General features: G+C 54.5%; 13 protein-coding genes and 1 CRISPR repeat array. Of the genes, 10 read left to right on the forward strand and 3 right to left on the reverse strand.

The genetic code is table 11. The annotated features are described in order from the left end of the window. The first annotated feature begins 90 nt into the window (after positions 1-90). Genes cas6 through cas1b form a run of 7 tightly spaced genes read left to right on the forward strand, consistent with a single transcriptional unit; the run spans position 91 to position 7,709 of the window. Positions 91-924 (forward strand): CRISPR-associated endoribonuclease Cas6, encoded by an 834-nt coding sequence (gene cas6, locus E3E28_RS07655; protein ID WP_167914623.1) that lies wholly within the window; start codon positions 91-93, stop codon positions 922-924. 55 nt (positions 925-979) lie between these two features. Then, positions 980-2,326 carry a type I-B CRISPR-associated protein Cas8b1/Cst1 gene (gene cas8a1, locus E3E28_RS07660; protein WP_342764484.1) on the forward strand — a complete coding sequence of 449 codons (1,347 nt, stop codon included), beginning with the start codon at positions 980-982 and terminating at the stop codon, positions 2,324-2,326. Next, on the forward strand, positions 2,323-3,411 hold the full coding sequence (gene cas7i, locus E3E28_RS07665; protein ID WP_167914625.1) for a type I-B CRISPR-associated protein Cas7/Cst2/DevR: 1,089 nt from the start codon (positions 2,323-2,325) through the stop codon (positions 3,409-3,411). The genes cas8a1 and cas7i overlap by 4 nt, the downstream gene beginning before the upstream one ends. Positions 3,412-3,415: 4 nt before the next feature. Further along, on the forward strand, positions 3,416-4,033 hold the full coding sequence (gene cas5b, locus E3E28_RS07670; RefSeq protein WP_167914626.1) for a type I-B CRISPR-associated protein Cas5b: 618 nt from the start codon (positions 3,416-3,418) through the stop codon (positions 4,031-4,033). Further along, positions 4,030-6,207 (forward strand): CRISPR-associated helicase Cas3', encoded by a 2,178-nt coding sequence (cas3, locus tag E3E28_RS07675; protein ID WP_167914627.1) that lies wholly within the window; start codon positions 4,030-4,032, stop codon positions 6,205-6,207. Before cas5b ends, cas3 begins: the two co-directional genes overlap by 4 nt. Next, complete coding sequence (cas4, locus tag E3E28_RS07680; RefSeq protein ID WP_167914628.1) at positions 6,204-6,719, forward strand: CRISPR-associated protein Cas4; 516 nt, start codon at positions 6,204-6,206, stop codon at positions 6,717-6,719. The genes cas3 and cas4 overlap by 4 nt, the downstream gene beginning before the upstream one ends. 9 nt (positions 6,720-6,728) lie before the next feature. After that, complete coding sequence (cas1b, locus tag E3E28_RS07685) at positions 6,729-7,709, forward strand: type I-B CRISPR-associated endonuclease Cas1b (RefSeq protein WP_167914629.1); 981 nt, start codon at positions 6,729-6,731, stop codon at positions 7,707-7,709. Here cas1b and cas2 read toward each other — a convergent pair. Both cas2 and E3E28_RS07695 read right to left on the reverse strand, forming a co-directional pair. After that, positions 7,706-7,963, reverse strand: coding sequence for a CRISPR-associated endonuclease Cas2 (gene cas2 / locus E3E28_RS07690; protein ID WP_167914630.1), 258 nt, complete (start codon positions 7,961-7,963; stop codon positions 7,706-7,708). The genes cas1b and cas2 overlap by 4 nt on opposite strands. Positions 7,964-8,474: 511 nt before the next feature. After that, positions 8,475-9,312: a CRISPR direct-repeat array (repeat unit 30 nt; unit sequence GTTGCAATAAGACTCGAGGAGAATTGAAAG). Between the two features lie 58 nt (positions 9,313-9,370). After that, positions 9,371-10,069, reverse strand: a complete 699-nt coding sequence (locus E3E28_RS07695; protein ID WP_167914631.1) for an acetate--CoA ligase family protein — start codon at positions 10,067-10,069, stop codon at positions 9,371-9,373. A gap of 142 nt (positions 10,070-10,211) precedes the next feature. Between E3E28_RS07695 and E3E28_RS07700 the strand changes: the two genes are divergently transcribed. Beyond that, positions 10,212-11,480, forward strand: coding sequence for a DUF4139 domain-containing protein (locus E3E28_RS07700; protein WP_167915321.1), 1,269 nt, complete (start codon positions 10,212-10,214; stop codon positions 11,478-11,480). Here the strand turns inward: E3E28_RS07700 and E3E28_RS07705 are convergent. Beyond that, complete coding sequence (locus E3E28_RS07705; RefSeq protein ID WP_167915322.1) at positions 11,477-11,713, reverse strand: hypothetical protein; 237 nt, start codon at positions 11,711-11,713, stop codon at positions 11,477-11,479. The two genes, E3E28_RS07700 and E3E28_RS07705, sit on opposite strands and share 4 nt — an antisense overlap. 91 nt (positions 11,714-11,804) lie before the next feature. Here E3E28_RS07705 and E3E28_RS07710 point away from each other — a divergent pair, with 91 nt between their 5' ends. Continuing rightward, positions 11,805-12,305, forward strand: a complete 501-nt coding sequence (locus E3E28_RS07710) for an SWIM zinc finger family protein (RefSeq protein WP_167915323.1) — start codon at positions 11,805-11,807, stop codon at positions 12,303-12,305. A gap of 39 nt (positions 12,306-12,344) precedes the next feature. After that, on the forward strand, positions 12,345-16,019 hold the full coding sequence (gene rgy / locus E3E28_RS07715) for a reverse gyrase (protein ID WP_167914632.1): 3,675 nt from the start codon (positions 12,345-12,347) through the stop codon (positions 16,017-16,019). The last annotated feature ends 64 nt before the right edge of the window (positions 16,020-16,083 follow it).

Here is a 16,083-nt window from a genome sequence, read left to right on the forward strand (position 1 = left end):
AAGTTTCTACTCCTGCTGATGGAAAGATTTATAAGTGCGGTTTTCGACCTTTCTTTGATTCCTATCTCCCGTCGTATGCGGGGTGGTACGTTGAGGTTTGTAATAAGGCTAACACCTCAAAGTGAGCCATTTAAAGTACCATTTAATCACCTTCACTACCTCCAGGGGTTGGTTTACAGAAGGATTCAGCGCATTGACCCGGACCTCAGCATTAAACTTCACAACCCCAAGGTTCCCAAATTTTTCACGTTCTCCCTTTTCATGTCAGAGAAAAGGAATTTCCCCACGGGTAAACCCTATTTTCATGGATACAAACGCGGATACTTTTACTTCTCCACTGCGATTCCGGAGATTGCAGAGGCGTTTATAAGTGGACTTCTTCAGGCCCCTGAGGTCGAGTTGTGGGGGGAGCGATTTACGGTCGAGGAGGTAAAAGCAATTTCTGAACCAGACAAACTCAGCGGTAGGAAAATGATAACGCTCTCCCCAATTGCAGTAACTACCCTAAAACCCCAGTTTGGCAGGCTCAAACGCTACGACCTCAATCCAACTGAGCCCGAATTCTACGAGAACATTCTGGAGAACCTTATTGACAAGTACGTGGCCCTCTACGGAAAGGTTCCCGAGGAGACCGATGTTGATTTCGATGTCCTCCTTGCCAAGCCTAAGCGCCTTCAGGTGAAGCCGGGAATATATCAGCGCGCGTGGCACCTCGTTTTCAGGGCAAGGGGTAGTGAAGAGCTCCTCCGCGTTGGCTATCTTGTTGGTTTTGGGGAGAAGAACTCGATTGGCTTCGGGATGGTGAAAGTTGATAGAGAAAAGATGTCAAAGAAAAAGCACTTGAAGGGAGGTGTAAGAAATCGGGAAAGAAAAACCTCTCACTCGGTTTTTGAACAAACCCACTCAAATGGAGTCTCCACGTAATGATGAAAACACTGGAAAATCCAGAGCCCTCTTCACTTGGACTGGGCACCCCTTTGTGGATGCAGGAATAGTTGCACTGCTCCTCATAAACGGGAAGAACTCTCCGGAAGAACTCATGGAGGAGGACATCGAGAGGGCAATCAAATTTGCATCGGAGTTATATGCGCGCAAGGAGTGGAGTTCCGGCTACATTCACGCGATGATGCTCCCCAACAGCGGAATCCTCATGGCCAACCCGAGCATGGCGAAGAAGAGAACGCCCGAAGCCATAGCCCAAAACCTTAGGGGTCTCCTCGAGGAGCCCGAAGACCCCAACGCGCCAATCTGTGAAATCTGTGGTAGGAGGCACTCACGTCCAAAGCCCGTCTACCGCTCCGACTTCCCGCTGGTCGGCACTGGAGGAGTTCCCAACTACTTCCCTTCAGCCAAGGACGGCCTCAACGTCTGCTCTCACTGCCTCTTCCTCGTGCAGTTCCTTCCGCTGGTGGCCTACAAGGTAGGAAGAAGGGTCCTCGTGATGCACACCTATCCCTACGAACTCATGCTCGAACTCCACGCGGAGGCGCTAAACGACGTTAGGAAGAACTTCCTGGCCTCGAACGCGAGGGACTTCAAGAGACCTGAGAACTTCCTGTTCCATCTCCTGGGAGATCTGACGAGGAAGACGGAGCGCGACGACCTCTGGGCCAACGCGTCAATAACGCTCTACTACTTCGTTGTCAACAACAAAAGCCCAGATGTTACGATAATCCACGTCCCAACGCCCGTCCTGCGCTTCATCGCCCGTGCTAACAGTACAGACCCCAAAGGCTGGAAGAGGATTGTGGCCATGGGGTGGAGAAAGAGGCCGAGCGAGGAAGAGTTCGAGAAATACGAGAGGAGCTACGCCAACGAGGTCTACGCCAAGCTTTTGGCCGAGGAAAGCATCTTACCCTACTTCATCGACGTGAAAAACCGCCGTGCGAACGCGAAGTGGTCGCTTTTGTCTTTCTACTGCTCGGAGGTGTTGGGTTTGGATAAGGAGGCTCTGGAGTTTATTAGAGATGTTGGAGACAGGATTGTTGAAACGCTGGAGAAGCTCCCGGACAACCAGCTTTCGAGGCGCGTCAGGGAGCTGGAGAAGGCGGAAAGGCTCTACCAGTTCGAGGCCTTCTTCGTGAACCTCGAGAAGCTCCGCCAGAGGCTCGGGATAGAGAAGCCCCTTATGACCTTCGACGAGTTCGCAACGGTTCTAACATCTTACGGCGAGGACCTGAACGTCTCGTGGAGAACAGTCAAGCACCTGCTTCTCTTCAGGGTCTATGAGAAGCTCCACGACCGCCTGATGAAGGCCTCCGAGGAGACCGAAGAAGTTGAGGAGAACGAAGAGGTTGGAATCTTTGGTATGGGGGTGGAAGAATGAGGTTTGCAACTGGAATGGTGTTGATTGACGCACCGCACTCGGCTTTGAACATGCTCGGAATCGACGAGAGCCTCGCCGACAGGAACGTGACGAGGGTTAAAACCTTCAGAAGAGGGGGAAAGCGCTATCCCTATGTCTCGCCACAGGCCTGGCGCTACTGGTGGCGCTTTACACTCAAAGAGCACTTCAACTGGGAGCTTTCCCCGCTCTACCGCGAGCAGAAGCAGGTCTTCACCGCGGCGAACCCACTCAAGTACCCGGACGACGACGTCTTCGGCTACATGAGGGCCTTCAAGAGGGGCGGGGTTAACGTTACCGTTACTAGAGTTTCACCCCTCAAGAACACGCCCCTGATTTCAATACTGCCAGATAGAAGCTCCGTGACGGTTGACGAGGGCTACGCCTCAAGGCACGAGGGAGACCCGGTTCCATACAGCCAGGAGTTCTACTCGACGGTTTTCAAGGGGGCTTTCTCGCTTGACCTCGACTCCGTTGGGAGATTCACAATCATCAGCAAGGCCGGCTTCAAGAACCTCCTCACTTGGGACGACGTTCCAAAGGACAAGAAGGGCAACCCAAAGAAGGGCACCGAGGACGTTGTCAATGAAATCAGGGAGATGGAGCGCATAGCCGAAGAACTCGGCGTCGAGAAGAGGGACAAGGAGTGGATTATGCCTCCGAAAATCAGGAAGAAGCGCGCCACCGATGTCATCAAGGCTCTTCGCCTCCTTACTGGCGGGGCCAAGCAGAGCCAGTACCACACCGACGTGACCCCGAAGTTCGTCCTGCTCCTCAACGTCGATGCCGGAATAAACCCCTTCATAAGCGACCTCGTCTTCGAGGAGAGGGGTGAAATCCGCTTCGACGCCGAGGCACTCGCGAAGAGGCTCAAAGACCTCAAGGAGGTAATCCCCGATAACGCGAAGCTCTACATCGGCTACGACGAAGGTTTCACCCGCTCCCTCGGCTGGGACGTCAATGAAATTGCCAAGACACTGGAAAAAGCCGGCGTTGAGGTCTTCACGGGCACCGTCGGAGAGGCGATAGAGGAGTTCGCTAAGGAAATCGAGGCCTACTACGGGTGAGCCCATGATACGGGTCAAACTGAGGGCGTGGACCGCTTCCTTCCGCTATCCCACCTTCCAATCGGGCCATCAGCCGACGCTACCGGTTCCTTCGCCCTCAACGATTCAGGGAATCCTCTCAGCTGCTAAAGGTGAGCCGGTCTATTTGACCGAGCTTCCTTACGTCGGCTACGTCTTCAGGAGCGAGGGCAAAGGCCTCGACCTCGAGAAAATCTACGCCCTCGGAAAGGTCGAGACGGACATAATGAGGCGCGAATTCCTCTACAACGCCGAGCTTTACCTCTACCTCCCTGACGAGTGGGCGGAGCACTTCAGAAGGCCAAGGTATCAGCTCCTCCTCGGCCGTTCGAGCGACGTGGCAACTGTTGAAGAGATAAAAGAGGTTCGCCTAGAGGAAAGGGAAGCACCCGTCGGCGGGACCGTTCTTCCAGTGAGTCTCGGAGTTCCCGGCGTCGTTCACGCCCTCGTCGTCGAGTACGACTATTCGGTAACGCCGAGGAAGGCAAGGCTCGTCAGGCCCTTCGTCGTCCTGCCGTTTCCAAAGGGCAAAGCGCCGAGGCTGAAGCTCCCCTACGACGAGGAACTTGGGGTCGGCGTTTACCTCCACAGGTGGCGCGAATGAAGGTCTGCTACGCCAAATTCCTTCCGCACGATTTCCTCGAGTGCCACACCAACGACGCAATAAACGTGTTGAGGAGCATGAAAGGGGCGTTCAAGTGGTTTGAGGGCTTCTTCCCTCGCGTCTGGGAGCTTTCCTTTTACTCCGTTCTTCTCCACGACCTCGGCAAGTGTGCGAGCGGGTTCCAGAGGGACCCGAGAAAGTGGGGCTACCGTCACGAGATACTCTCGGCACCGTTCACGGCCTTCCTCGACCTCCCAGATGACGAAAGAAACCTCATCGCCCTCGCAATCCTCACCCACCACAGGACCCTCGACGAGCTTGAGGAATTACTGCCAAGCAGGGAACACCCCGGGGAGTTCGGGGAGAAAGTCGAGGAACTCCTCCAGAACATGGACTACATTGAGGAGATTTTCTTCGAGCGGGTTCCCTACTGGGAGCTGTACTTTTTCGGAAAGCAAAAGGGTGTTTTCAACCCTCCAGAAGACTGGGCCAAGCGAATCAGAGACTACGATTTCGACGCCCTGCTAACTTGGTATGAGCGGAACTCTCAAAAGTACTGGAACGAGCTCGTCTTCCTCCGCGGAATCCTTAACGCTTCCGACCACCTCGCCTCGGCCGGTGAGCTTGCCGTTCGCCTGCTGTCTGACATAAGAACCGCCGTTGAGTCTCGAGTTCCGCCCGAGCGCTGGAGGCCCCTCCAGAGGCAGGCGGGTGAAACCGAAGGAAATCTAATCCTTCGCGCTCCGACGGGCTACGGTAAAACCGAAGCCTCCCTCCTTTGGGCCGACAGGAACGCCTTCCGAACCAAGAAGGGGGTAGCGAGCAGAATCTTCTACGTCCTCCCCTACAAGGCCAGCATAAACGCCATGCACTCGCGTCTTTTGGGCCTCTTTCGCGAGCCTGAGCTCGTGGGCATCCTGCACAGTTCGTCAGGGTTCTACCTCTACTCCTCAGAGCTTGAATACAGGCGCCTTTCTTCGCTCTACCGAAAGATTTACACGCCCCTCAAGGTTACCACTCCTTTCCAGCTCATGAAACCCTTCTTCGGCGTTGGCTTCCCCGAGATGGGACTAACGGAGCTAACCGGTTCGCTCCTAATCTTCGACGAGATTCACGCCTACGAGCCGAACGTCCTCGGGATAATCCTGGCGATGCTCGAACTGCTGAAGGAAAGAAAGACCCGGACCCTCGTGATGAGCGCAACCCTGCCAGAGTTTCTCGAGGAACTTCTTAGTGAGGTCCTCAACCCAAAACTGCTAACTGCTCCTCCGGAAGAGGCCGACCGCTTCACAAGGCACCGTGTTAACGTCATAGACGGCTCGATGGACGAGGTTGAGGAACTGCTCGCGGAGGTTCAGTCAGATGGCCCAGTTCTGGTTGCCTGCAACACCGTATCGAGGGCTATAGAGGTTTATTCCCGCCTGAGCGAGAACCACAACGCCATGCTCCTCCACAGCAGGTTCACATACGGGGACAGGGAGGAAAAGGAGAGAAAACTCCTTGCAAATCTGAGCGACTACGACGTCGTCGTTGCCACGCAGGTGGTTGAAGTCTCGCTCGACATAAGCTTCTCGACGATAATCACCGAGCCTGCTCCCCTCGATGCGCTCATTCAGCGCTTCGGCAGGGTGAACAGGAGGGGATTTGGAGAACCGCGGGACGTCCATATCCTGACAAAAGGTGGAGACGGAGACAAAAAGATATACCCAATGGAAGTCGTGAAGGAGAGTCTTAAACTCCTTGAGGAGCTCAACGGAAAACCCCTCCTCGAATCCTTGGTTCCAGAACTCGTTACCCGTGCATACGAACCGCTGGCGAAGAAGCTTACAGAGGAAGTGCTGATATACAGAGAACAGGCCCTCGAACTGTTCAGGAGCTTAAGGCCTCTGAAGGGCGGGGAGAGCGAGAGGAGATTCTACGAGATGTTCCACGGCCTCGAAGCGGTTCCTGGGATTTACCAAGACAGGGTTTTGGAGCTGATTAACCACGGGCGGTCAATCGAGGTTCACCGCTACCTCGTGCCGGTTCCAATGTGGCTGTACCTGAGTGAAAGTGACGCATTCCACAGGCTCTCAGACAGGGGGCCGGGGAAGTACGTACCGGTTGCGGAGCTCGAGTACAGCCCGAAACTGGGCCTCCAGCGGGAACCGAGGGAAGGAGGGGACATAATGTGAGCTCCGAGGAATACCCCCTAACCGACCTCCTCATCACCGGCACGGAAATCAACTACCTCTTCATATGCCCGACCAAGCTCTGGTACTTCGCAAAGGGTATCACGATGGAGCAGGAGAGCGATTGGGTCGATTTGGGCCGGTTTCTTCACGAACAACGCTACGCCAACGAGGAGAAGGAAGTCCTCGTCGGGAGCATAAAGATTGACTTCATTCGGCGGGGCGATGTCATAGAGGTCCACGAGGTCAAGCTCGGCAAAAGCATGGAGAAGGCCCACGAGATGCAGGCGCTCTACTACCTCTATTACCTCAAAAAGCTCGGGATAAAGGCGAAGGCAATCCTGCATTACCCAAAGCTCAACGAGACGAAAGAGGTAACTCTCGACGGCAGGGAGGGTGAAATCGAGAAGGCGATAAAAGAGGTCGAGAGGATTAAATCCCTTCCAAAACCCCCAAATCCGGTCAAATCGAAGAAGTGCCTCAAATGCGCCTACTACGAACTTTGCTGGGTTTGAGGTGGTCGTATGAGAAAGCGCTCCCTGACCCTGCTCTCGGACGGAACGCTTTTCAGACGGGAGAACACACTATACTTCGAGAACGAACGCGGTAGAAAGCCTCTCGCGGTAGAGGGCATCTACGACCTCTATATTTACGGCCACGTGACGATAACCTCCCAGGCCCTCCACTACCTGGCCCAGAAGGGCATAGCAGTCCACTTCTTCAACCACTACGGCCACTACGACGGCAGTTTTTACCCGAGGGAGAGCCTTAACTCGGGAGAGTTGGTCATCAGGCAGGCAGAGCACTACCTTGACAGGGAAAAGCGCCTAAAGCTCGCGAAGCTCTTCGTGACGGGCTCGGCTCTGAACATGAAAAAGAACCTGAAGCGCTGGAAGGTCGCCGACGGGTTTTCCGAGATGCTGAAAGAGCTGTTCGAAGAGCTTGAGGGAGCGGAGAAAATAACGGAAGTAATGAACGTCGAGGCAAGGATTCGCGAGGCCTACTATTCGAGATGGGACGGTCACCTTCCAGAAGGCTTCAAAATAGTTAAGCGCACGCGCAGACCGCCGGGGAACGAGATGAACGCCCTGATAAGCTTTCTCAACTCAAGGCTCTACGCTACCATCGTGAGCGAGCTCTACAACACCCAGCTGGTTCCAACCGTCAGCTACCTCCACGAGCCCGGGGAGAGGCGATTTTCTCTGGCCCTCGACCTGAGCGAGATTTTCAAGCCGATTGTAGCGGACAGACTCGCGACGAGGCTCGTAACCAAGAGAACCCTCTCAAAGGAGCACTTTCGGGAGGAGCTCAACGGCGTCCTCCTTACGAAGGAGGGAATGAAGAAGGTCCTTTCCGAGTACGAGAAGGAGCTCACGAAGAGCGTTAAACACCCCGAGCTGAAGAGAAACGTCACTAAGAAACGATTAATTCGTCTTGAGGCTTACAAGCTCATCAAGCACCTCGTTGGGGTGAAGGAGTACGAACCGCTGGTGGCTTGGTTTTAAATAATATCCTCCATCGGATTCTTCTCCGTGCCAAGGACGTCGCGCAGTGGCCGGGAGCGGAGGCGGTAGATTACCACCGAATCCTCGCTTTCGTCTATTATTTCCCCCAGACCGGCCTTAATGCGCTCGTATTCCGCCCTCGTGACCTCGCCTTCAAAGACGCTGTTCTGAACCCAGTGAAGGTGCTGGCGGAGAAACTTCTTCACGTGGTTGACGCGCTTGACGTTAACGTCGTAGACCACAATGATATACATCGGACCACCATTGGAGTTTGAAGTCGAGGAATTTTAACTTTTCCGATACATCACGCTCAGAACGCTCTGATTTGAGATAAAGACCATCATAATGGAGAAAACGCAAAAACTTCCTTAGATAATCACCAGGAAATCGATTTCCATGCGCCAAAAACTGGAACGTCTTGTTACCTCTTTACGACAAAATGTTTCGAATTTCCTTCGAGGTTGCGAACGTAAGGTTCGTATAGCCCGAATTTCCGCAAGCCCTGCTTAAACCCGGCCATTTTTCGTGGTAAGTGATTTCACCCAGCCTTTCAGGGAATCGCGTATGCTAACACCTTAGCATTTGGCAATGCCAATTTGGGGTTACTGCATACGGGCGAGACACCGCTTTACCATATTTTTAGAGCTTTTTGTCGACCCGTTTCTGCCAACAAGTTTTCCCCATATTAGCATTAATCTCCAGAAAGGCTTAAATATTGGGGGCCATTCTTCCTTTGTTGGGCGAAAAGAATGAATTTCGCGCCCTGTTGCAATAAGACTCGAGGAGAATTGAAAGCCGGGGAAGGGAAAGACGACCCTCCTACTGAACCTAAGTTGCAATAAGACTCGAGGAGAATTGAAAGCGTATTTCTTGCGGAGCTCAAGCAGAGCCTTTAACTGTTGCAATAAGACTCGAGGAGAATTGAAAGTCAATGCTGACCGGGCCCTGTCCGCTCGGAAGGGTAAGTTGCAATAAGACTCGAGGAGAATTGAAAGCAGGGAATACATTGAAGCGTGGGGGCTGAAGCCGACAGAGTTGCAATAAGACTCGAGGAGAATTGAAAGGCGTTCAGTTTCAACTCTGACGCTTCTAATTCTCCCCGTTGCAATAAGACTCGAGGAGAATTGAAAGGCTCTTTAGCCGGAATGAAGACTTTACGGCCCAGTTGTTGCAATAAGACTCGAGGAGAATTGAAAGTTCCGCTCTGGTCCGTTACTCTCACCGTATTAACGCCGGTTGCAATAAGACTCGAGGAGAATTGAAAGTTTAGGCAGTTCAACTATGGAATGGCTTATACGTGGTGTTGCAATAAGACTCGAGGAGAATTGAAAGTCGCTCGGATACTATGAGTTTTTCGGGGCGTTTTTCGTGTTGCAATAAGACTCGAGGAGAATTGAAAGCAGCAGAAATGGGATGGTCCGGGTCGGGAATCAGAACGTTGCAATAAGACTCGAGGAGAATTGAAAGTCCGTATAAATAGCACGGGGCATTATGCGTGCAATAAAGTTGCAATAAGACTCGAGGAGAATTGAAAGCCTTTATCACCGACTCGACGTACCTCATGCTCTCACCAGTTGCAATAAGACTCAAAGAAAATCAAAAGCTCCGTACCCTTTGAGCTAAGTTCTAAAATCTGAGCAGAGAAAAAAGGGCAAAAGCCCTCAGAGAAGCATCCTCGCGTCGACGGCAACGGCGCCGTCCTCGTAGGCGAAAATCGGGTTGATGTCGAGCTCCTTAATCTCGGGAAGCTCAAGGGCGAGTTCGCCGACCTTGACGATGATGTCGGCCAAAGCCTCGATGTCCACCGGCTTCTCACCGCGAGCTCCGGCGAGAATCGGGTAGGCCTTGATTTCCTTAATCATCTCAAGGGCTTCCTCCTTGGTAATCGGGGCGACGCGGAAGGAAACGTCCTTGAGAATCTCGACGAAGATTCCACCGAGACCGAACATGATGGCCGGACCGAACTGCGGGTCGCGTATCATACCGACGATAACTTCCTTGCCGAGCGGGAGCATCTTGTAGATTATGACGCCCCAGAGGTCTGCGTCCGGCTTGTACTTCTTGGCGTTCTCCATGATGGTCCTGAAGGCCTCCCTCGCCTCGTCGTCGTTCTTGATGTTGACCTTGACACCGCCGGCGTCGCTCTTGTGGATAATCTGCGGAGAAACGATTTTCATGACGACGGGGTAGCCGATTTCACGGGCGAACTTAACAGCCTCCTCCTCGTTGGTCGCGACCTTGAAGTCCGGAACCGGGACGCCGTAAAGGCGGAGTATCTCCTTCGCCTCGGGCTCAACGAGGGGCCTGTTCTCGGCCTTGGCCTTCTCGATTATCTTCCTTGCCTCTTCGACACGGCTCATCTCAATCACCTCGTAAGCTTGACGTTTATCACTCAGAGGGGAAGGTTAAAAGGGTTTCCATTTGCAAAGTTTTGGTTCAAGCCCAGTTGAAGCCGTGGGAGGCTATAAATAGGACAAAGGCCAAAGTTAATCGGTGAACAATATGAGGAAACGGTTCTTTCCCTTGGTCGTTTCGCTCGTTGTCATTGTTCTCGTTGCCCTCTCCTTCCAGGGTGAGAAGGCCTCGACGAGCGACGTTACGGTTGCACTCTACAGCTCGGCGAGCGTTGGGGTCGTCGAGCGAACCTTCGAGGTGGAGCTGAAGGCCGGGATAAACGAGGTTCCTCTGAAGGAGCTTTCGGGCCTGGGCCTGGCGGAGGTGAGCGTCAGACCCCTCGACGACGGCGTCTCTGTCATGGGTCTCTTCGGTAGCGGTGAGAGCAAAGTTGGGAGCGACGTTGAGGTCGGCCTGAAGAACGGGGAAGTCATAGCAGGGAAATACCTCGGAACCCGGGACGGAAAAATAGCGGTCGAGGGAGACGGCTACTACCTGATAAACCCGAACGAGGTCGCCTACTTCAAAACGAAGGACCTCGAGGGGTCGAGCGTTTACGCCGTCCTCAGGTCGGAGAAGGCCGGGAAGTTCCGGGTGAGCGTCACCTACCGCGTTTCCGGGGTAAGCTGGGAGAGCAGGTACAGGCTGTACATCGGCGACCAGGCCGAGCTCAGGGGTTACGTTGTCATAAAGAACCCCACCGACAGGGAGTTCAGCGATGCCAAAGTTCTCCTCGTCGCTGGAGATGTCAATTTCTACGGCTCTTCAACCACGCCCGTGGTTCTCTACGCGAAGGCTGGGGAAACGAGCGAGGTAACGGTTGACTCGCCGGAGAAGGTCGAGGCCTTCTACCTCTACCGCCTCGGCGTTGCGGACATCAAAGCGGGGAGCACGATGGTCTACCCCTACGTCGAGCTGAAGGCTCCTTTCACGAGGGAGTACCTCTACGAGAGCTGGGTCTACAGCGGTGAGAGACCCGTCTATGAGTCGATTTCATTCAAGACGGACAAAGTACTTCCAGCTGGGGTCGTGGAGATTTTCAGGGAAACCCGGGACGGGGAGCTCTTCATAGGCGAGTCGAGAATCGGGCACACGCCGAAGGGCGATACCGTCAGGATAGGCATCGGCAGGGACTACGGGCTCAGGGGCACCACGACCGTCCTCGAGCGGAGCGACGATGGAAAACACTACAAAATCAGGATAACCCTCCAGAACTTCGGAAACGAGACGAAAACCGTCATCGTCCGGCACCACAAGTGGGGTAAGGTGACCTACGCCAGCCTTCAGCCCCTCGACGAAACGGCCGACTACGTGGAATTCTCGGTGACCCTGAGGCCGGGAGAAAAGAGGGAGATAACCTTCGAGTACGGGAGTTAGCTCTTCCGCAGGGTTATCTCGAAGCTTTTATCCCCTTTTGTCACGTCCATGACGAGGCTCTTGTCGTAGTCTATGAACTTCGTGCTAACGACGTTGTAGCCCTCCTTCCTGAGGAAGTCGGCCATTTTAAGTCCCAAATCGTCGAAGAACTCGGCCGCCATTGTGGCGAAGCTCGGCTCCTTTATTCCAAGCTCGTCGTGATACCTCCTCGCCAGCTCAAAAACGTCGCTCATGATGACCACCGAAGATAGTATTCCCCGGCGTTAAAAACCCTTTCGCCGAAAGGCTTAAATTCACCAGGACTAACCCCAAGGAGTGGTAAAGATGACAAGGGTTCTCTGGGTCGTCAAGGCAGGCGATAGGCTCTACTCCAAGGTTCTGGGGGAGTACCCGTACCACGTCGAGGTTGACCTCTCCACCGGCGAAAACCTCTGCACCTGCCCGCTCGGCGGAAACTGTTCCCACGTCTCCGCGGTGGTTGAGACCTACGAGAAGGGCCTGTTCTTCGACGCCGGAAGCGAGAGACCCGTGAATCCCGAATCGCTCGCGTGGGCCTACCTCTCAGAGGTTCCCCGGCTGGCGCTTGAGGTTACCCTCGCTGAGTTTTTCAACTCCCTCAGAAGGGATGAGAGCGGGAGCGAGACGGCAATGCTCTTCCTGCGCGCGTTAAGGCTTATCCGCGAGACGAAAGCAGAGGAGTACCTTCACCCGCTCGGCGAGGCCCTCGATGAGCTGTCGGCCGTTTTCCACGATTACCCCCTCGTGAGCAGGCTTAGGGAAGCCTACGAAGATGTCAAAAACGCCCTCCAAAAGGAACCCTTATAAGGGCCTACCGGCGGAAATAACAACTTAGAGGGTGGGAATATGAAGGCGATTTACAGGGAGGCCTGCCCAAACTGCTCGGGTAGAATCTCCGACGAAAGGCTCGTGATGAAGAACCCCTGTGATGAGTGTCTCGATAATCCCGTCACCGCTGAGGACTACTTTGAGCTCGTGAAGGCCGTGAGAAAGGCGCTCAAGGAGAGGAAGAAGCTCAAGGCCTGGGAGGAAATATACTCCCTCGAAAAGGGGCTCAGGGACGTTGAGAAGTTCTTCGAAAGAGCTACTGGCTTCAGGTTCTGGAGCGCCCAGAGGACGTGGGTCAAAAGACTCCTCAAGGGAAGGAGCTTCTCGATTATAGCTCCAACGGGAATGGGCAAGAGCACCTTTGGAGCTTTCATGTCCGTCTACTATGCCACGAAGGGCAAGAAGAGCTACATAGTCGTCCCCACGACGCCCCTTGTAATCCAGACCATCAGGAAGGTCCAGGCGATAATCGAGAGGACGGGGCTGGACGTCAACCTTGCATACTACCACGGCAACCTCAGGAAGAAGGAAAAGGAAGAGATGCTCGCCAAAATCGAAAGCGGGGACTACGATATACTCATAACGAGCGCCCAGTGGTTGGCGAGAAACTTCGACGAGAAGCTGAAAGGCAGGCACTTTGATTTCATCTTCGTAGACGACGTTGACGCCTTCCTCAAGGCGAGCAAGAACATAGACCGCTCGCTTTTGCTCCTTGGCTTCACCGAGGAAATCATCGGCAAGGCCTGGGAAATCATCAGGCTCAAGAAGCAGATGAGCCGTTATCTGAACGGTCGCGCCCAGGACAGGGAGGAGAAACTCAAGGAGCTCAACGAGGCCATAGAAAAGCTCCAGCGCGAGATTGAGGAGTTCAAGAGGAAGAACGACATCGGAATCATGATTATCGCCTCGGCAACCGGTTCGGCGAGGGGCGACAGGATAAAGCTCTACCGCGAGCTTCTCGGTTTTGAGGTCGGTTCCGGAAGGAGCGCGCTGAGGAACGTCGTTGACAGCTATTTAAAGCCGAGTAAGGACATTAAGGAGCACGTGGAGGAACTCCTCAGGAAACTTGGTAAGGGTGGCCTCATCTTTGTCCCCATCGACCAGGGGCTGAGCTACGCCGAGGAGCTCGTGAACTACCTCCAGGAGAGGGGCTTCGCCGTTGAGCTCGCGAGCTCGAAGAACAAGAAGGCCGTTGAGAGGTTTGAGAACGGCGAGGCCGATTATCTGGTCGGCGTGGCAACATACTACGGCTCGATAGTCAGGGGTCTGGATTTGCCCCACCTAATCCGCTACGCGGTCTTCACCGGCGTCCCGAAGTTCAGGTTTTCGATAGACCTTGAGAGGCCCACCATCTACCGCGCCCTCGGCCTTCTCAGTGAGGTCATGGACTTCCTCGACGACGAGGACAGGAGGAAGGCCGAAAAGCTACACGCGAGGCTCAGGAGGCTGATTAGAAACATTCCGCAGTTCGAGCTCCTGAAGATTGAGGAGGCCTTGGCGGAGGGCCTTCCCATCGAGAACGACTTCCACCGGACTGTTCTCAACGTATTCCGCGAGCTGGTTGAGTTCCTGCGCGAGGTTCTGAGGAAAGAGGACGTCCTCAAGAGGCTCGCGGAAGACCCCTTCGTCAGCCTCGTGAAGGAAGAAGGCAAGTGGTTCATCGAGATTCCAGATGTTAGGACGTACATCCAGGCGACCGGGAGGACGAGCAGGCTCTTCGCGGGCGGAATAACGAAGGGACTCAGCGTCCTCATAGTGGACAACGAGAAGGTCTTCAACGGCCTTGTCAGGCAGATGCGCTGGCGCTTCACCGAGTTCAAGATGGTGCCCTTCGAGGAGCTCGACCTCGAGAAACTCCTGAGGGAGATAGATGAGGACAGGGAGAAGGTAAGGCTCGTAATGGAGGGCAAGATAAGCTCGAAGGTTAAAGACCTCGTCAAATCTGCCCTCATGATTGTGGAGAGCCCCAACAAGGCCAGGACGATAGCCAACTTCTTCGGCAGGCCGAGCAAGAGGCGCATAGGTGATTTGGTCGCCTACGAGGTTAGCATAGGCAACAGACAGCTGACGATTCTCGCGAGCGGGGGGCACATGTTCGACCTCGTCACCGACGAAGGCTACCACGGCGTCCTAATCGAGCGCGAGGAGGACATGCTCAGGTTTATTCCGGTTTACGACACCATAAAGCGGTGCCGTGACTGTGGCTACCAGTTCGTTGACTGGGAGAAGAAAGGTATCTGCCCGCGCTGTGGCTCCACTAACGTCCGCGACGCCCTTGAGAACGTCATCGCGATGCGCGAGATTGCCCAGGAGGTTGACGAGATACTCATCGCGACCGACCCCGATACGGAGGGTGAGAAGATAGCCTGGGACATAAGGAACATTCTGAGCCCGTACACGCCGAACATCAAGAGGACGGAATTCCACGAGGTTACGAGGCCGGCCATACTGAAGGCCATCGAAGAGGCGAGAGACGTAAACGAGAACCGCGTCGAGGCCCAGATTGTCAGGCGCATAGAGGACAGGTGGATAGGCTTCGAGCTGAGCGGGGAGCTCCAGAGGGTCTTCGAGAACCGGAACCTCTCCGCTGGAAGGGTTCAGACGCCCGTTCTCGGCTGGATTATCGAGAGGTACAAGGAGTTCAGCGAGAGCGAGGTCTACTTCCTCGGCTTAACGCTTGAAAACGGCCTCCAGGTAACGGTGGAGCTCGGAAAGGACGGCAAGGACGTCGAGCCACCGGAGTACGTTACTGTGGAAGAGGTTCAGCTCGAGGAGAGGGAGCTCAACCCAGCTCCACCGTACACGACCGATGCAATGCTCCGCGACGCTTCCACCTTCCTTAAGCTTTCGGCGCCTGAGACGATGCGCTTGGCCCAGGACCTTTTCGAGATGGGTCTAATCACCTACCACAGAACCGATTCAACCCACGTGAGCAACGCAGGAATAGAGGTCGCCAGGGAGTACATAACGAGCGAGCTCGGCGAGGAGTACTTCAAGCCGAGGCCCTGGGGTGAAGAGGGCACGCACGAGGCCATAAGGCCGACGAGGCCCATCGACACGGGCAGGTTGATGCAACTCATTCGCGACGGCGTAATCCAGCTCCCGAGGAACCTCACGCGCAACCACTACAGGCTCTACGATATGATATTCAGGCGCTTCATGACGAGCCAGATGGTTCCGGCGGTTGTTCTCCACGAGAGGGCGGTGATAAACGCGGGCGTTGGAAAGGTCGAGCTCGAGGGCTACGTCGAAATCATCAAGGACGGCTGGACGAAACTCAGAAACCCGCCCATGAGACAGTTGCCGAAGCTTGAGCAGGGGGCGAAGCTCAAAGTGGTTGAGTCCAAGAAGTGGAAGGCGCCGAAGGTTTCCCTCTACACTCAGGGCGACATAATAGCCCTGATGAAGGAGCGCGGTATCGGAAGGCCTTCAACGTACGCGAAAATCGTTGAGACCCTCATACGGCGTGGCTACGTTGTCGAGACGAGGGGCAGGAAGAAGCTCGTTCCGACGGAGAAGGGCATAAAGGTCTACCACTACCTCGTCAGCAAGTACCGCGAGCTGGTGAGCGAGGAGCGCACGAGGGAACTTGAGAAGCTCATGGACCTAATCGAGGAAGGAAAGGCGGATTACATGAAGGTGCTGAACGACCTTTACGTTGAGATTAGGCGCTACGTTTACGGGGAGGTGTAAACTGCACCGTTTGCTCTTTTGTACTTTAGGTAACTATTTTTCCTCATCTTTTCCGTGTCGTATA

The organism is Thermococcus sp. 21S9, assembly GCF_012027635.1.
Lineage (GTDB): Archaea > Methanobacteriota_B > Thermococci > Thermococcales > Thermococcaceae > Thermococcus.